Below are 15,811 nucleotides of genomic sequence, written 5' to 3' on the forward strand. Positions count from 1 at the left end.
GGCCCGATCACCCGAGGCCCCCAACCTGATACGTGTATCCCGTGGTTGGGCAAACCTGTTTTTGCAGGCGGTCCACTGTGAGCATTGACTTCCCACGTGGAGTGAAATTGCCGCTAGCTGGCAACTTCGGTGCCAGCCCCGCCGGGTTCAATTCTACATAAGTCTTGGAAAACTGGAGCGGGCGAAGGGATTCGAACCCTCGACCCCAACCTTGGCAAGGTTGTGCTCTACCCCTGAGCTACGCCCGCTCTGGCGGACCGGGGCAGTGCCTTCCGGTCGGGTGAGGCGGGCAACTAGCATCGCCTTTGGAAGGCGGCAAGCCCCTTTTGCGCTTTCTCCAAAGATTCCCTGTCACCCTTGCAGAGCATCGGCGTTCCACCCCATATGGTCTGATCGAACGGACAGGCAGCAGGAGATATGACGTGGCCACCCTCGGGTTGAGCGAGCAGGACAAGCAGGCCGTCGAGGCGTTCCGTCGCGACGTTGTCGAGCCTTCGCAAACGAAGCTCGTCATGGTCGACTTCTGGGCGGAATGGTGCGGGCCCTGCAAGCAGCTCTCGCCCATCATCGAGAAGATCGCGGCGGAATATGCCGACCGGGGCGTGCTGCTCGTCAAGATCAATGTCGATGAGAACCGGTTCATCGCCAGCCAGTTCCGCGTCCAGTCTATCCCCACCGTCTACGCGGTGTTCCAGGGCCAGCCAGTCGCGGACCTGACCCAGGCGCGCACCGAGAGCCAGTATCGCCAGATGCTCGACCAGATCCTCGCGCAATTGCCGATCGAGAGCGAGGCGGGGCAGCGTGCGCAGGACATCGCGCCGTTGCTGGCCATGGCTGAAGACGTGCTCGCGGGCGGCGATGCGGAGCGGGCGATCTCCATCTTCGCCCAGATTAGCGAGATGGCGCCGGACAATGCCGAGGCCCTGGGCGGGCAGATCCGCGCCCTGGTGGCGGCCGGTCATCTCGATGAGGCGGACGGGCTCGTGGCCAGCCTGCCCGAGGCACTGGCGCACGACAAGGCCATCGAGCGCGGACGCTCGGCCATCGCGCTGGCGCGGTCCGCCACGCCGGGCGTGGACGTGGCACCGCTGCAGGCCCGCATCCAGGCCAATCCGGATGATCATGACGCGCTGTTCGAGTTGTCGGCCGCTCATATGGCCAATGGCGACCGGGATGCCGCCGCCGAGGCGCTGCTGACCAGCATCGCGCGCGACCGCAGCTGGGAGGATGGCAAGGCGCGGACGCAGCTGCTCCAGCTCTTCGAGGTGGTCGGGCTGGAAGATCCCTGGGTTGCCGGCCAGCGCCGTCGCCTCTCGCAAATTCTCTTCGCCTGAGGCTGTGATGCAGCGCAGGCTGGCCATCTTCCCGCTGGGCGGGGCGCTGCTATTCCCGCGCATGCACCTGCCGCTGCACATCTTCGAACCGCGCTATCGGGCGATGGTCTCGGAGGCGATGGCCAAGGACCAGCGCATCGGGATGATCCAGCCGAGTGGACCGGGCGAGCCGGCGCCGCTCTTCTCCATCGGCTGCATGGGGCGAATCACCGAGATCGAGGCGCTGGATGACGGGCGCTTCAACATCATTCTGGCCGGGGAGGCGCGCTTTCGCGTGCAGCGAGAACTGGATGTCCCCACCGCCTTCCGTCAGGTGGAAGTCGAAATCATCGAAGGCGTTGAGGATGAACCCGGCGTGCTGGCGCCCAGCGAGCGCGCCGCGCTGGAGGATGAGGCCCGGGCGTTCGCCGCGTCGCTTGGCTATGAGGTCGAGTGGGATGCGGTCGAGACGCTGGACGACGAGATGCTGGTGAATGCCATCGCGCAGATCGCGCCCTTCGATCCGGCGGCCAAACAGGCCCTGCTCGAAGCCGATGCGCTGCGCGACCGCAACGAACTGATCATCCAGCTCATGCAATTTGCGCGGCGGGGCGACGGGCAGGGCAGCCAGCGCCTGCACTGATCGTCAGGCAGGCGCGGGAGCCTAATGGGGTCAGGCGGCCAGGGGCAGGGGCTGTGGCGCGTGGGTGCCCTGATCGATGGGCTCTGCAGCCAGCTCGGCGTGGGCGGCTTCTGTGTCGACCACCACAACATCCGCGATTGGGCGCGATGGCGCAGGAAACAGCCAGCGGCTGGCGGCCACGACAAGCCCGAGGCCGAGATAGATGGCCACCGTCGCAGCGAGATTGAAGAAGACACCACAGGCAAGCGCAGCGCGCACCCAGGTCGGGTTGATGCCGAGATCCTCGCCAATGGCCTGGCAGATTCCCAGCAGCGTATCGGGGCGTGCGAGCATCGAGGGGTGTGAGGCGGACATCGGTAAGCTCCTTGAAGGCGGGCCAATCCGTTCGACCCGCTGTCCTCTCCAAAGCATGTGTCGTGCCAATTTGTGGCTGGGGCCGCTTTTACGCCATTTCGCTGAACGTCAGCGGAACGGACATGGCAGAAAGGTGTGAAAATTTTCCCGACGTGTAGGAGATTTCACCAACGTTGCGCGACCTGCCGAGGGCGCGCCTTTTATTGCGGCGCTAAACCGCGATATCCATAGCGGGGCTCGGCGCGAGCAGGGATCGCGCAGCCCGGAGCAATTCCTCCGCGCTGAACGGCTTGGTCACGATCGGCTGGCGCGCGAGCAGCTCCGGCAATTGCGCCGCACCATAGCCGCTGACCATCAGGAACGGGATGGCGCGGGCCTGCAGCAGGGCCGCAATATCCTCGACCGTTTCGCCCTGCAGATTGCCATCCAGCAGCACAAGGTCGAACTGGCCGGTGCGGGCCTGCTCCAGCGCCTGGTCATGCGTGGTGACTGGCCCGATGACCTGCGCGCCGCTCTCGCCCAGCACGGTCAGGATATCCAGCGCGACCAGAGGCTCGTCCTCCACGACGAGCACGGACTTGCCGTCCAGCGAGCCTTCTGTCTTCACTGGCAGGACGGGCTGGGGCGCCGCCCGGGAGATCGCGGCGGGGGCTGATTTCCTCACCACGGCGCAGGGCAGGGTCAGGGTCCAGCGCAGGCCTTCCGGCTCGTACGTGGCGGTGGAGGCCCCGCCCTCGCTGCGCAGGCTGCGCTCGATCAACATGCTGCCGAAACCGGTGCGCGATGGCGGCGAGACGGGCGGCCCGCCACGCTCCACCCATTCCAGATGCAGTTGCTCATCCTCCAGCGTCCAGGTCAGCGCGACGTGGCCTTCTGCGGTGGATAGCGCGCCATATTTGAGGGCGTTGGTCACCAGTTCGTGCAGGACCATGGAGAGATGCAGGGACGGCTCGGGCTCCAGGTCCACGTCGGGCCCGGACGCGGAGAGGCGGTCGGGACCGACCACGCCCATGTCGAACTGGCCGTGGATCAGCTCGCGCAGGCTCGCGGCCTTCCATGTCGCTTCGCTCAGCAGCGAATGCGCCTTGCTCAGCGCATGAATGCGACCAATGAAGGTCGGCGCGAAATCGGCGGGATCGGCCGAATGGCGCAATGTCTGCGAGGCGATGGCCTGCACGGAGGCCATGGTGTTCTTCACCCGGTGGTTGAGCTCGCCCACCAGAAGCCGCTGGGTCTTTTCCGCCCGGCGCCGCTCGGTCACGTCGAGAATCTGCACTTCCACCGAAAGCAGCCTGCCACCGGCGCCATGGACCGCGGAACAATAGCATTCCGTGTCGATGTCTGTCCCCTGCCGGCTGTGCAGCACGAGGCTCAGCATATCGCGCTGTTTCACGCCGGCGCGGAAGTCCGCGAACAGGCTGTGCAGGGGGGCAGTGCCATCGGCATCGCTCCAGGCTGTCGTGGCGAGGTCGCCGCCGAGCATTTCCCGCTCGCTCCAGCCGAACATGCGCTCGGCGCCCTTCGACCAGCCGACGATCCGCTCGCTGTCATCGAACTCCACGATGGCGAGCGGGCTGTTGTCCCGGTGCGCCTGCAATCGGCCGAGAGCGCGGCTCAATTCATCGCCATGGCGCGCCAGGGCCTGCCGATGCCGGTGAAGCTCGACGAACACCTCCACCTTGCTGCGCAGCACGAGGGAATCGATCGGCTTGAGCAGATAGTCGACGGCGCCGGCTTCATAGCCGCGGAACCGCCGGGTCTCGTCGGTTGCGACGGCGGTGAGGAAGATGATCGGGATCCGGCGGGTCCGCTCGGTGCCGCGCATCAGCTCGGCCAGTTCGAACCCGTCCATGCCCGGCATCTGCACATCGAGCAGGGCAAGGGCGAACTCGTTGACCAGCAACAGCTCCAGCGCCTCGGCGCCCGAACCGGCGCGGGCCGTCTCCACGCCGTCATGGGCCAGCAGCGCTTCGAGCGCTTCGAGATTTTCCACCACGTCATCGACGATGAGGATGCGGACCGGATCAGGCGACATGGCCGGGCTCCTGTGACGGGACGAGGTTGCGGCGATAGATTTTTTCCTGAGGCACGAAGTCATCAAAGCAGCCGGACGTCCGCGAGAAGCGCAGCGTCTCACGCGAGCCTAGGCCGAGATACCCGCCGCGCACCAGCGAATTGGCGAAGAGGTCGATCGCGCGATCCTGCAGATCGCGGTCGAAATAGATGAGCACGTTGCGGCTGGAAATCAGATGCGCCTCGGCAAACACCTGATCCGTCGCGAGGCTGTGCTCGGCGAACACCGCGCGCGACCGCAGCGACTTGTCGAACACCACGCCGCCATAGGCTGCGGTATAATAATCGGAGAGGGATGTGTGTCCGCCGGACAGCCGGTGGTTCTCGGTGAACTTCGCGATGCGGCTCTGCTCGTAGACGCCGCTCTGCGCGTTGTTGAGCGCGCCGGGGCTGATGTCCGTGCAGTAGAAGATCGTGCGCTCCTCCAGCCCTTCTTCCCGAAACAGGATGGCCATGGAATAGAATTCCTCGCCATTGGCGCAGCCGGCGATCCAGACCTTGATCGAGGGGTAGGTCCGCAGGTGCGGGATCACCTGCTCGCGCAGGGCCCGAAAATAATCGGGGTCGCGGAACATCTCGCTCACCTGGATGGTCAGGTAGCGCATCAGCTCGCCAAAGGCGGCGGGGCTGCGCAGCACGATATGCTGCATCTGGGAGAAGCTCTCGCAGCCAAGATGCGGCTGGGCGCGCAGCAGGCGGCGGTGGAGCGAATTGCGCGAGTAGCCGCGGAAGTCATAATGATAATGCCGCCAGATCGCCTCGATCAGCAGATCGGCCTCAAGCACGTCCAGCGGGGCAAGCTCGGCTTCGGGGGTCATCGCGGCATCCACACGCGCACCAGCGACAGCAGCTTGTCCACGTCGAGCGGTTTGGAGAGATAATCATTGGCGCCGGCTGCCAGACATTCCTGCTGGTCGCGGTCCATGGCCTTGGCGGTCAGGGCGATGATCGGCAGGTTGCGCCATTGGCTCTGCCCGCGGATGTGGCGGGTGGCGGTCAGGCCATCCATCTCCGGCATCATCACGTCCATCAGCACCAAGTCGACCATCGGCGCCTCGCCCTTCGCGGACTGGGCCAGCGCGTCGAGCGCTTCCCGGCCGTTGCGGGCGATGCGAATAGTTGTGCCATGCGGCTCGAAAATGCTGGTCAGCGCATAGACATTGCGAATGTCATCCTCGACCACGAGGATGGTCTTGCCATCCAGCGCGACGTCCCGGTTGAGCGAGCGGACTACCATCTCCTTCTGCGCCTCGGGCAGCTCGGAGACGACTTGGTGCAGGAACAAGGTCACCTCATCGAGCAGCCGCTCGGGGGACTTTGCGCCCTTGACGATGATCGACTTGGAGTAGCGGCGCAGGCGCAGCTCTTCCTCAGGGGAGATGTCGCGGCCGGTGTAGACGATCACCGGCGGGAAACCGATCGTCTCATCCTCGCTCAGTCGTTCGAGCAGATCGAGGCCCGGCGTGTCGGGCAGGTTGAGGTCCAGCACCATGCAGTCGAAGCTGGTCGTGCCCAGCTGGTCGAGGCATTCGGCCGCACTGTGCGCCGCCACCGTCTCGACATCGCGCGAGCCCAAGAGCAGGCCGATGCTCTCGGCCTGGCGGGCATCGTCCTCCACCACCAGCACCCGGCGCACCCGCTGCGAAATGCGCGTTTCCAGCGCTTCGAGCATGTCGACCAGCTGCTCGCGCCGCACTGGCTTGAGCAGATAGCCCACGGCGCCATTGGCCAGCGCCGCCTGCGCATCCTCGCTGACCGAAACGATATGCACCGGGATGTGCCGCGTGCGCACGTCGCGCTTCAACCGGTCGAGCACGGAGAGGCCAGTGTGGTCGGGCAGGTTCATGTCGAGGATGATGGCGTGGGGCAGATATTGCCGGGCCAGCAAGACGCCTTCGTCCGCCGTTCCCGCGACGAGGCACTGGAAACCGAGTTCGTGCGAGAGGTCGGCGAGGATTTCCGCAAAACGCGCATCATCCTCCACGACGAGGATCAAGCGGGAATCGCCCGAAAGTACCTCGCGATCATCCGCCACCGGCGACTGGCGCGGCAAGGCTGGCATCGCCGGCCCACGCGCGGGTTCCGGCAGGGCAGGGCGGGATTGCGAGCGGCCCTGATCGAGCGCGGATGGCTCCAGCTCGAGCGGCAGCGTCAGCGTGAACACGCTGCCTTCGCCGGCAGCGCTCTCGACGCCGACCGAACCGCCCAGCAGCCCGGCCAGTTCGCGGGAAATCGACAGGCCAAGGCCGGTGCCGCCATATTTGCGGCTGACCGTCCCGTCCGCCTGCCGGAAGGCATCGAAGATGATGCCCAGCTTCTCGGCCGGAATGCCGATGCCGGTATCCCGCACGCTCAGCGCGATGCCGCCGCCCGGCGCGGCCGATGCGCGCAGCGTTATCTCACCGGCGGCCGTGAACTTGATCGCGTTGGAGAGGAAGTTCTTGAGCACCTGCTCGACGCGCTGGGCGTCGGTGCGGATGTCGGCTGGCAGGCCGGGGTCGATTTCCGTCCGCAGCGCCAGCCCCTTCGAGGTCGCGCCTGCGGAAAAGGTCGCGCTCAGGCGCTCGAACATGGTCGAGAGCTTGGCCGGGCGGATGTCCAGCTCCACCTTGCCCGCCTCGATCTTCGAGATGTCAAGAATGTCGTTGATCAGCGCCAGCAGATCATTGCCGGAGGATTCGATCGTGCGGGCGTGCTTGACCTGATCGGCCGAGAGATTGCCTGCCCGGTTCTCCCCGAGCAGCCGCGCCATGATGAGCAGCGAATTGAGCGGCGTGCGCAGCTCGTGAGACATGTTGGCGAGGAATTCGGATTTGTAGCGGCTGGCCTTCTCGAGCTCGGCGGTCTGCTCCTCAAGCGAGGCCTGGGCCTGTTCCAGCTCGTCGCGCTGGGCCTCAAGCTCATGGGCCTGATTTTCCAGCGAGGCGTTGCTCTCCTCCAACTCGGCCTGCTGCGCTTCAAGCCGCGCCTGCGATTCCAGCAGCCGCTGGCTCTGCGCTTCCAGCTCCTCATTATTGGCTTGCAGCTCTTCGCCCTGCGCCTGCAGTTCCTCGGCCTGATGCTGGGTTTCCTCCAACAGCGCCTGAAGCTGCGACCGATAGGCTGCCGAGCGGATCGAGACGCCAAGCTGCGCGGCGATCCGCGTCATGAAAGCTTCGGCATCATGGGCGGCCTTGCCGGTCAATCCCAGTTCGATCACGGCGTTGACTTCGCCGTCGGCGCGCGCGGGCGCGACCAGAATCTGCTGCGGGACCGCCCGGCCGAACGCCGAGCCGTAATAGAGATAATTTTCCGGCACCTCGGTCAGCAGAAAGCTGCGCTTGTCGCGTACGGCCTGACCGAGCAACCCATCATCGGGCGTGATCTCCTGCGGAATGGGGGCGTCCTGCGGAACGCCATAGACGGCACGGCGCTGAAAGGTCGCTTGCTCGCGCACGAACAGGGCAGCCGCTTGCGCGCCCAGATATTCGGCCAGATAGCGCAAGGCCCGCTGTGAGACCTCTTCGATCGACAGGTCGCCAGCAACGGCGTTTCCAAGCCCGACCTGCCCGGCCTGCAGCCAATCCTGCCGGGCGATTTCCAGCTTGCTGCGGATGAACATGACGCCAACGGCGGCCAGCAGCCAGTTGACGGACGCGCCAATGGTGCGGTTGACGATGGCGATGTTCGGATCGACCCCATCGCGCGCGAAGAAGAAGCCCATGATGGTCAGCAGCGTCGCCAGCGAGGCGGTGACGAGCGGGGCGAGCGGAGCGGACGCGAGGAAGGCGAGAACGGTAGGGAGGAGGTAGATGACCCAGACAGCGGTGCCGAGCGGAAAGATCAGGTCTCCGGCGAATGGGATCGCCAGAAGGAAGGCGATGGCGGCATAGAGAAACACTTCGCGATTATTATGAAGCACTTAATGCCCGCCCTTTCAGATGCCAAAAGGGCAGATAGCTCAGACCCCCGAGGGGAACGCCAATCAGGCATTTTGGTTCCCGCACCTTTTAATGCGTGAAGAAATTTCTCGGCGGGGCTGTTCGGCGCCTTGATAACCGGGGAATCCGGACAGGCAGGATGATGCGCATGGCCGGGCCTGGCTGACCCGGCCATGCGCGTTGTGCGTTTAAAGCCGCCTCATGCGGGCGCGCTTTCCGCCGCTGCGGCGATGGCGTCGTCGAGATCCTTGGCGCTGTGTCGCTCGGCGATGCCGCCGCCGGGGCGTCCTGCAGCGTTGACGAGCAGGCCGCGGCTCACACCCTTGCGGGCATGGAGTTGCGTCACCCAGCGGTCGACATTGCGATACTCATGGACCGAGAGGAACTCCTGCGCATCATAGGCACTGCGCATCATCGATCCATACCAGGGCAGGATTGCGAAATCGGCGATGGTGATCTCGTCGCCGATGATGAATTCCTTGTCGGCCAGCTGCTTGTTGAGCACGTCCAGTTGGCGCTTGGTTTCCATGGCGTAGCGGTCGATGGCATATTCGATCTTGATCGGCGCATAGGCATAGAAGTGCCCGAAGCCGCCGCCGACGAACGGCGCGGAGCCCATCTGCCACATCAGCCAGTTGAACGTCTCGGTGCGCTTGCGCACGTCCGTGGGGAGGAAGGCGCCGAACTTCTCGGCCAGATAGACCAGCATAGAACCGCTCTCGAACAGGCGCAGCGGCGGGTTCTGGCTGTAATCCATCATCGCCGGAATCTTGCTGTTCGGGTTGATCTTCACGAAATCGCTGCCGAACTGCTCGCCGGTGTAGATCTTGATCAGCCAGGCATCATATTCCGCGTCATAGCCCGCGGCCAGCAGTTCCTCGAGCATCACCGTGACCTTCTGGCCATTGGGTGTGCCCAGCGAATAGAGCTGGAGCGGATGCTCGCCGATGGGCAGGGTGATGTCCTGCCGCGCGCCTGCCGTCGGCGCATTGATGCTGGCGAACTGCCCGCCATTCTCCGTCTCGTTGCGCCACACCTTGGGCGGAACATATCCGGCGGGCAGATTGTTGGCGGGGTCGCTGTCGGCCATGGTCTTGTCTCCTGTGCGCGGTGTTATGCCGCCAATCTAGCGCCTGCGCGCGCACAGACCAGCGCTGCGTGGGATGAGTTTGTCTCTGCCCGCGCAAAGCGGCGCTTTACCCGATCGGTCGAGCGCCGCTCGCGTGGATGCTCAGAAGGGCAGCCAGTTGCGCTTTTCGCTGAACTTCATGTAGCCGGCATTGACGCCGAGCCGATAGCCGACGCCAAGCCGGATGGGGATGAGCACGATATCGCCCCAGCGCATGTAGCTCGCGTTGAAACCGCCCACGAGATAAGCGGCGCCCTCGCCGGCCGGGAAGCGCTTGTACAGCTCCTGGCTGTCATAGAGATTGTAGACGAGCACAAAGGTCTTCGCAGCATTGCCGCCAAGGTCGAAGCCGATGGACGGGCCAGTCCAGTAGACGTCGCGCTGGCCCTCGATCTTGTGAAACAGCGTACCCGATCCGTAGCGCAGGCCGATGCCAATGGCACCCGAGGCCTCGCGCCCGGCGATGTAGGCGATCGGCTCGCCCTGATCCTTGAGGATGTTCTCGATGATGCCGGCCAGCCCTTCAGCGCCCTTGCCGAAGACGCCCTCGGCCGCGCCGATCAGATCGTCCTTCTTGTAGGTGTTCGCGGCGGCGTTCTCCGGCACGCCGGCGGCCTCGGTCGGTGTGGTTGCGGTCTGGGCCGTGGTGCTCGCTGGGGGCGCGGGCGGCGGGCTGGTGGCCGGATCGTTATAAACCGGATCGGCTGGCGGGTAGGAGGGCGCAGGCTCGGATGGCGGCGGCGTCTGGTTCGCCGGTGCGCCGGGCGCGAGATCTGCGTCGATCTGCGTGTTGGGATCGACCGTGTTGATTTGGGCCGCGGCAGGCGCCGCCACCAGTGCCGCGCTGGCCACCAGCCCGATCGCCCAAGTGATGAGAGGCTGGATCGGTGCTCTCGTCCGGTTCATTCAAATGTCTCCCGCAATCGCGGATCGGCCAGCGGTCGTGCCGCAATATCGCTGGCACGATCAGACCCCCGCTCGAGCTTAGCTATCCGTTCGCCCGGATGAAACGACAATGAACGAACGGTGAGTCGAATCGATTTCGCGTCAAACCGAATCGATTTCCCGCTCGGCCGCTGGTCCATTGAGGCTGTTGATCGCCTCGAACACTTGGCGTTCCGCTTCTGCACGAGGCAGGCCGGGCGGAATGAGCGGCGCCAGCCGGTAGGTGATGACGCCGGAGCGCTTCAGGAAACTGTTGCGGGGCGATAGCCGGCCCGTATCCAGCGCCACCGGCAGCACGGGCACGCCGAGCATGGAATACAGTCCGGCAAAGCCAGCCTTGAGCGGGGCACGCTCGCCATGCGGCACGCGCGTCCCTTCCGGGTAGAGCAGCACGGGGCGGCCCTCGGCAAAGGCCGCGCGCGCTTCGGCACGGATGCCGCGCAGCGCGCTGGCACCGCCTGCCCGGTCGACGATCATCAGCCCATAAGCCCGCGCCACCGCGCCCCAGACCGGGATGTCCCCCAGCTCGCGCTTGGCGGCGATCACCGGGCGATGGAAGAGGATCACGGCATCCAGCGTCTCGAACATCGATTCATGCTTGGAGACAATGAACACCGGTTCGTCAGGGAACGCGCCCTCCACGACGATTTTCTGGCCCAGCACCCAGCGCGCCAGGAACCGGTGAATGCGCGACCACACCGCCGCGAGCGGCACGACCTTGCGCGCCCCGAACGGCATCACGCTCAGGCAGGCGAGCAGCAGGAAGACGGTCATGCCGTAGAACAGCACCGAGAACAGTGCCGAGCGCAGCGCCGTGACCAGCGTGCCGAGCGGGGACAGGGGCGGCATGGGCTTTCCGTTCCCGCTCAAATGCCGAGCAGACCGGCAATCCGCCGCAGGGCGAACTTGTGATATTCGCGGAACAGCACGGTCAGGCTGGGGTGAGACCGCACCGCGTCCGGCACGATGCGGACCGAAGGATCGATCTGGCGCGAGAGTTCATACTGCGCGCGACGCATGTGCCAGTCGGTGGTGATGATCCGCACGGAGGTGTAACGGTTGCGGCGCAGCCATCGCGCGGTCTCGATGGCATTGGAGCGCGTGTCGATCGCCTCGCGGCCCAAGGTGATGCAGCAGCTCATCAGTGTCGGCGAAACCCTGTAGAGCGCGGCAAATTCGCCGCGCCGCACGTCCCGGTCCACGCCGGAGACCAGCAGATGACGGCTCTGGTCGCGGCGGAGGAGGGCCAGCCCGCGCTCGATGCGGCCTGCCGAACCGGTGAGCACGACGATCGCATCGGTCTTTTCATCGTCCTGCGGCTGGGGCAGCAGCAGGGCGAACCAGGCAAAGCCGAACGCCCAGATTAGCAGGATGATCGAGAGAAACCGCCGGATCACAAGGAGCGCTCCAGCGCCCGCCGCAAGGTGAGACGCGCGGACAGCGAGGCGACGCCCACGCCCGCCACCGGCAGCAGCGGGAAGATGATCCACGCGATGCCGGGCAGCGAGGCGCTGCTCATGAGATCGGACGCCACCGCCGCCATCGAGCGACCGACAAGGATGATGACGAGCGTCGCCGCCGCATAGCCCACCACGCCGCCGAACAGCGCATCGAGCATCATCCGCCGCTGGAACAGGCGCACCACCTGCGCATCGGTGGCACCCAGCATGTGCATGATGTCGATGGTGCCGCGATGGGTGGCGTGCGCGCCTCGCGCGGCCAGCACGACCACGGCGCCGGTCGCAAAGGCCATCAGCGCGACGACGGCGAAGGCGACGAGGCCGATGGACCAGGCAAGCTGGGCGAGGGGCGAGAGATAATCGCCATGCGGCTCGACGCGGGCATGGGCGTTGATCTCTTTCACTGCCTTGTCGAGCACAGCGAGGCGCTCGGTCCGCGCGCTCTCCGGGGTCAGCAGCTCGGCATCGATCAGCGCCGGCAGCGGCACATCGGCCAGCTTGAGGTCATTGCCGAGCCAGGGCGCGAGTTGCGCCGCCAGTTCACTCTCCGGCACGACATGCACCGTGCCGACATCCTCGGCCTGATCGAGCAGGCCCACGATGCGGCGCACCGCCTGGCCGCGCGCCTGCGGATCGGCCTCGGCCACCTGCACGGTCACGCGGCCGGAGACCTCATCCACCAAGGCTCGCGCGCCCTGATTGAGGGCGAGGCCGGCGGCGGTTGCCAGCACGGTCAGGAACATCATGATCGCGATCACCCAAGGCATCGGCCCGGTCAGCCGGCCCTGCGGCAGCAGCGGGCCAGGGCGATAGGGGCGGCTCATGCCTTCGAGCGGATTGCGCGCCATGGCTCAGGCTTGTCCCGGCTGATGCGGGGCCGGTCGATAGGGCGAGGAGAGCGCGCTGACGCCCTCCTGCCCCTCGATCGGCGCCATGCGTCCGCCCTCCAGCCGCATGGTCCGCGCGCCGGAGACCTTGCCGAGCAGGGCAGTGTCGTGCGTGGCGACGACGATTGTGGTGCCGAGCTTGTTGAGTGCCTCGAACAGGGTGATGAGCCGGGTCGCCATGTCCCGGTCCACATTGCCGGTCGGCTCGTCGGCCACCAGCAGTTCCGGCCGGCCGATCACGGCGCGCGCGATGGCGACGCGCTGCTGCTCCCCGCCCGAGAGCGTGGCGGGCAAGGCATGGGCGCGGTCGGACAGGCCGACCCAGTGCAGCATCTCCTCCACCGGCGGGCGGATCTGATCTTCGTTCACGCCGGCGATGCGCAGCGGCAGCGCGACATTATCGAAGGCCGAGAGGTGCGCGACCAGTCGGAAATCCTGAAACACCACGCCGATGCGGCGGCGGAAGCTGGGCAGACGGGCGCGAGGCAGGGTGACGATATCGGCATCGAAAAGCCGGATCGCACCACGGCTGGGGCGCTGGGCGAGATAGAGCAGCTTGAGCAGCGAGGTCTTGCCCGCGCCGGACGCGCCGGTGAGGAAATAGAAGGCCCCTTCGTCGAGCGAAAAGCTGAGGTCGGACAGCGTCTCCGGGCCGGGCCCATACCGCAGCCCGACATTCTCGAACTGGACTATTCTAGCCATCGCCGCGATCGCATGTCCCCATTATTGGCGCGCGGCCACGCCCGCCGATGATCTGCTGCGCCGTGCATGGCACAGGCCCCCATTGCGGGCAAGGTGGCGGATGGCCGGCGGACCTGAGCGACATCCTACGGCCACGTTCAAACGCCCGCTTGCCCTCTGCGGGAAACCGGTGTTTATGGAGCGCGATGATCCTCGTCTGCCCTCAATGCGCCACACGCTATGTTGTGCCCGATAGCGCGATTGGTGCTGCGGGCCGTCAGGTCCGGTGCGCGTCTTGCCGCCACAGCTGGTTTCAGGAGGGCGCGCCGGTGGAGCGCCCCGAGCCGGCGATGGCCGATGCTGCGGCGGACGCCGGCCTTGCGCCGAATGAGGCCCCCGTATCCGCACCCGTCGAGAGTGCAGAAGCGCAGGCTCCTGTGGCGCCGGTCGCGGTCGGCACTGAGGAAACCGCCGCCGCAGCGCCCCCGGCTGAACCGCGTCACGACCCGATCGATCCGCCGCCTGCTGCCGCGCCGTCGCAGGAGTTCGTCCACTATCCCGACGAGCCGACCGAGGCGCCGACACGTCCGCGACGCAATCCCGCCAGGCTCTGGACGGCTGCGGCGCTCGCCTTCTTCGTCGCGGTGAGCCTTGCCGGCGGTGCGCTCGCCTATTTCGGCCCGCCCAACTGGGCCGTCGCGCTCGGCTTTGGCGGAGCGCCTGCGACCTCCGGTCTCAATTTCTACCTGCCCAAGCCGCCCGAGCGCCGCAACCTGCCGACCGGCGAGGAGTATTTCGCGTTCAGCGCCCGCATCCTGAACGATAGCGATCAGGAACAGACCGTTCCGCCCGTCGTCGTGGAACTCCGCGACGATCAGGGTCGGCTGGTGTTCAGCTGGATGACCAAGGCGGACAAGTCCACGCTCAAGCCCAATGAGGAAGCGCGCGTTTCCGAGAGCCGGCTGGACATCCCCAAGAACGCGCGCAACCTTGAGCTCAGGTTCGCCGATAACGCAGGCTGACCTGCCAGAAGCGCGCTGCCTGCAGCACCATCGCCGCCGCCATGCCAAGCGCTGCGGCGAACGCCAGACCCGCCGATCCCCAGCCCTGCGCATGGCCGTACCAGCCCATGACGCCCATCACGCCGAAGAAGGCGATGATGCCATTGACGCTGGCGACCACCTGATCCCCCAGTGAGCGCAGTGCGGCGACGAAGATCGCCTGTATGCCGTCGCACAGGATGAAGGGGGCCAGAATGAGCAGCATGATGAGCGCTTCCCGCGCCACGGCCGGTTGCGCGGTCAGCCCCGCGACGATCGGCCGGCCGAAGAGCAGGTAGGCGAGCACCACCGCGCCCATGAACAAAATGGAAAGGCCGCATGCGATCATGGTCCGGCTGCGCGCCTCCCATGGCTCGCCTGCGCCTACCGCATTGCCGACCCGCACGCCTGCCGCGGAGCCGAGCCCCAGCGCCAGCGCAAAGCCGAGATTATGCAGCGAGAGCATCACCTGAAAGCCGCCGGCCACGATCTCGCCCATCCGCGTGGAGAGGATCATGAGATAGGAGAAGCCGAGCACTTCCATGGCGGCGCCAATGCCAGGCATGGCGCCGAAGCGGACGATCGCGCCGATGCCGCTCAGCGCGCTGCGCCAGGCCGCCAGGTCGAGACGGCGCAATCCGCGCTCGCGCGCGCTTGGCAGCGTCCACGCCATATAGGCCATGGCCAGGCCGCCGCCCAGCGAGGTCAGCGACGTCGCCAGCGCGGCGCCGAACGCGCCCATCGCCGGGAAACCGAGATGCCCGAGCGCCATGGCCCAGGTCAGCACGGCGTTGACCGGCAAGGTGGCGAGGTTGACGATCAACACCCGGCGCGGCGCGCTCACCCCTTCCAGAAAATACGCACAGCCGATCGAGAGCATCTGCCCGGGCAGGCCCAGCATCATCGCGGCGAGCACATGCGCGCCGGGATCGACCAGCGCATCGGCGACGCCGGTCAGCGCCAGCAGGGGCTGGGCGAACAGCGCGATGACGACGGCGCTGGGCACGCCGAGCAAAAGGCCGGTCAGCACCGCTTCCCGCCATAGCGCCCCGGTGCGGTGCAGGTCTCCGCCGCCATCCGCGCGGCTGGTGAAGACGATTACGCCGGACATGCCGGCCAGCAGCAGCATCAGGATGACGAACATCACCACCCGGCCGGCCGCCAATGCCCCGAGTTCGCTCGTGCCGGCATAGCCCACCACCGTCACATCGACGAGGTGCATGATCGTCCAGTTGAGGTTGGTGAGGACGATCGGCCAGGCCAGCCACGCGATGCGGCGGGCCTCGCTCAGCAGGCCGGTGTGGCGGGGCGGCAGGATGGTGTCAGTGTCGGACATGAAGCTGCTTGATCAGGAGAGGAGAGGAAA

The 15,811-nt window shown here is 66.2% G+C and carries 14 protein-coding genes and 1 tRNA gene; 3 read left to right on the forward strand and 12 right to left on the reverse strand.

Annotation, left to right across the window (positions count from 1 at the left end; translation table 11 throughout):
* Positions 1–173: 173 nt before the first annotated feature.
* Positions 174–248, reverse strand: a tRNA-Gly gene (locus M2337_RS04545).
* Between the two features lie 174 nt (positions 249–422).
* On the opposite strand from M2337_RS04545, the gene M2337_RS04550 reads away from it, so the two are divergent.
* Both M2337_RS04550 and M2337_RS04555 read left to right on the forward strand, forming a co-directional pair.
* Positions 423–1,334: a tetratricopeptide repeat protein gene (locus M2337_RS04550; protein ID WP_264571843.1), complete on the forward strand. Its 912-nt coding sequence runs from the start codon at positions 423–425 to the stop codon at positions 1,332–1,334.
* A gap of 7 nt (positions 1,335–1,341) precedes the next feature.
* Positions 1,342–1,956, forward strand: coding sequence for an LON peptidase substrate-binding domain-containing protein (locus M2337_RS04555; protein WP_181558440.1), 615 nt, complete (start codon positions 1,342–1,344; stop codon positions 1,954–1,956).
* A gap of 30 nt (positions 1,957–1,986) precedes the next feature.
* Here the strand turns inward: M2337_RS04555 and M2337_RS04560 are convergent, their stop codons facing one another.
* The 10 genes from M2337_RS04560 to ftsE form a co-directional block, all read right to left on the reverse strand.
* On the reverse strand, positions 1,987–2,310 hold the full coding sequence (locus M2337_RS04560) for a PspC domain-containing protein (RefSeq protein WP_264571845.1): 324 nt from the start codon (positions 2,308–2,310) through the stop codon (positions 1,987–1,989).
* Positions 2,311–2,521: 211 nt separating this feature from the next.
* A complete protein-coding gene (locus tag M2337_RS04565) occupies positions 2,522–4,345 on the reverse strand; it encodes a response regulator (protein WP_264571846.1) in 1,824 nt (607 codons plus the stop codon).
* A complete protein-coding gene (locus tag M2337_RS04570; RefSeq protein WP_264571847.1) occupies positions 4,335–5,201 on the reverse strand; it encodes a CheR family methyltransferase in 867 nt (288 codons plus the stop codon). Before M2337_RS04570 ends, M2337_RS04565 begins: the two co-directional genes overlap by 11 nt.
* Complete coding sequence (locus tag M2337_RS04575) at positions 5,198–8,284, reverse strand: response regulator (protein WP_264571848.1); 3,087 nt, start codon at positions 8,282–8,284, stop codon at positions 5,198–5,200. The genes M2337_RS04570 and M2337_RS04575 overlap by 4 nt, the downstream gene beginning before the upstream one ends.
* A gap of 218 nt (positions 8,285–8,502) precedes the next feature.
* Entirely contained in the window at positions 8,503–9,393 is an 891-nt protein-coding gene (yghU, locus tag M2337_RS04580) for a glutathione-dependent disulfide-bond oxidoreductase (RefSeq protein ID WP_264571849.1), read from the reverse strand.
* A 141-nt stretch (positions 9,394–9,534) separates the two neighbouring features.
* On the reverse strand, positions 9,535–10,338 hold the full coding sequence (locus M2337_RS04585) for a DUF1134 domain-containing protein (protein WP_264571850.1): 804 nt from the start codon (positions 10,336–10,338) through the stop codon (positions 9,535–9,537).
* A 141-nt stretch (positions 10,339–10,479) separates the two neighbouring features.
* Positions 10,480–11,226 carry a lysophospholipid acyltransferase family protein gene (locus M2337_RS04590; RefSeq protein WP_264571851.1) on the reverse strand — a complete coding sequence of 249 codons (747 nt, stop codon included), beginning with the start codon at positions 11,224–11,226 and terminating at the stop codon, positions 10,480–10,482.
* Positions 11,227–11,243: 17 nt separating this feature from the next.
* Entirely contained in the window at positions 11,244–11,774 is a 531-nt protein-coding gene (locus tag M2337_RS04595) for a YdcF family protein (protein WP_264571852.1), read from the reverse strand.
* On the reverse strand, positions 11,771–12,685 hold the full coding sequence (locus M2337_RS04600) for a cell division protein FtsX (RefSeq protein ID WP_264571853.1): 915 nt from the start codon (positions 12,683–12,685) through the stop codon (positions 11,771–11,773). The genes M2337_RS04595 and M2337_RS04600 overlap by 4 nt, the downstream gene beginning before the upstream one ends.
* Before the next feature lie 3 nt (positions 12,686–12,688).
* Positions 12,689–13,426, reverse strand: a complete 738-nt coding sequence (ftsE, locus tag M2337_RS04605; RefSeq protein WP_264571854.1) for a cell division ATP-binding protein FtsE — start codon at positions 13,424–13,426, stop codon at positions 12,689–12,691.
* Positions 13,427–13,611: 185 nt separating this feature from the next.
* Here ftsE and M2337_RS04610 point away from each other — a divergent pair, with 185 nt between their 5' ends.
* Positions 13,612–14,427, forward strand: a complete 816-nt coding sequence (locus M2337_RS04610) for a zinc-ribbon domain-containing protein (RefSeq protein WP_264571855.1) — start codon at positions 13,612–13,614, stop codon at positions 14,425–14,427.
* On the opposite strand, the gene M2337_RS04615 is transcribed toward M2337_RS04610, so the two are convergent.
* Positions 14,402–15,781 carry an MATE family efflux transporter gene (locus M2337_RS04615; protein ID WP_264571856.1) on the reverse strand — a complete coding sequence of 460 codons (1,380 nt, stop codon included), beginning with the start codon at positions 15,779–15,781 and terminating at the stop codon, positions 14,402–14,404. The genes M2337_RS04610 and M2337_RS04615 overlap by 26 nt on opposite strands.
* Positions 15,782–15,811 lie beyond the last annotated feature (30 nt).

Source organism: Sphingobium sp. B2D3A (genome assembly GCF_025961795.1).
GTDB lineage: Bacteria > Pseudomonadota > Alphaproteobacteria > Sphingomonadales > Sphingomonadaceae > Sphingobium.

What these genes read in the sequence shown, in the direction of transcription:
- M2337_RS04610 (WP_264571855.1), top strand. Translation starts at nt 13,612, where the DNA reads ATGATCCTCGTCTGCCCTCAATGCGCCACACGCTATGTTGTGCCCGAT.
- yghU (WP_264571849.1), bottom strand. Translation starts at nt 9,393, where the DNA reads ATGGCCGACAGCGACCCCGCCAACAATCTGCCCGCCGGATATGTTCCG.
- M2337_RS04570 (WP_264571847.1), bottom strand. Translation starts at nt 5,201, where the DNA reads ATGACCCCCGAAGCCGAGCTTGCCCCGCTGGACGTGCTTGAGGCCGAT.
- M2337_RS04585 (WP_264571850.1), bottom strand. Translation starts at nt 10,338, where the DNA reads ATGAACCGGACGAGAGCACCGATCCAGCCTCTCATCACTTGGGCGATC.
- M2337_RS04600 (WP_264571853.1), bottom strand. Translation starts at nt 12,685, where the DNA reads ATGGCGCGCAATCCGCTCGAAGGCATGAGCCGCCCCTATCGCCCTGGC.
- M2337_RS04565 (WP_264571846.1), bottom strand. Translation starts at nt 4,345, where the DNA reads ATGTCGCCTGATCCGGTCCGCATCCTCATCGTCGATGACGTGGTGGAA.
- ftsE (WP_264571854.1), bottom strand. Translation starts at nt 13,426, where the DNA reads ATGGCTAGAATAGTCCAGTTCGAGAATGTCGGGCTGCGGTATGGGCCC.
- M2337_RS04615 (WP_264571856.1), bottom strand. Translation starts at nt 15,781, where the DNA reads ATGTCCGACACTGACACCATCCTGCCGCCCCGCCACACCGGCCTGCTG.
- M2337_RS04590 (WP_264571851.1), bottom strand. Translation starts at nt 11,226, where the DNA reads ATGCCGCCCCTGTCCCCGCTCGGCACGCTGGTCACGGCGCTGCGCTCG.
- M2337_RS04555 (WP_181558440.1), top strand. Translation starts at nt 1,342, where the DNA reads ATGCAGCGCAGGCTGGCCATCTTCCCGCTGGGCGGGGCGCTGCTATTC.
- M2337_RS04560 (WP_264571845.1), bottom strand. Translation starts at nt 2,310, where the DNA reads ATGTCCGCCTCACACCCCTCGATGCTCGCACGCCCCGATACGCTGCTG.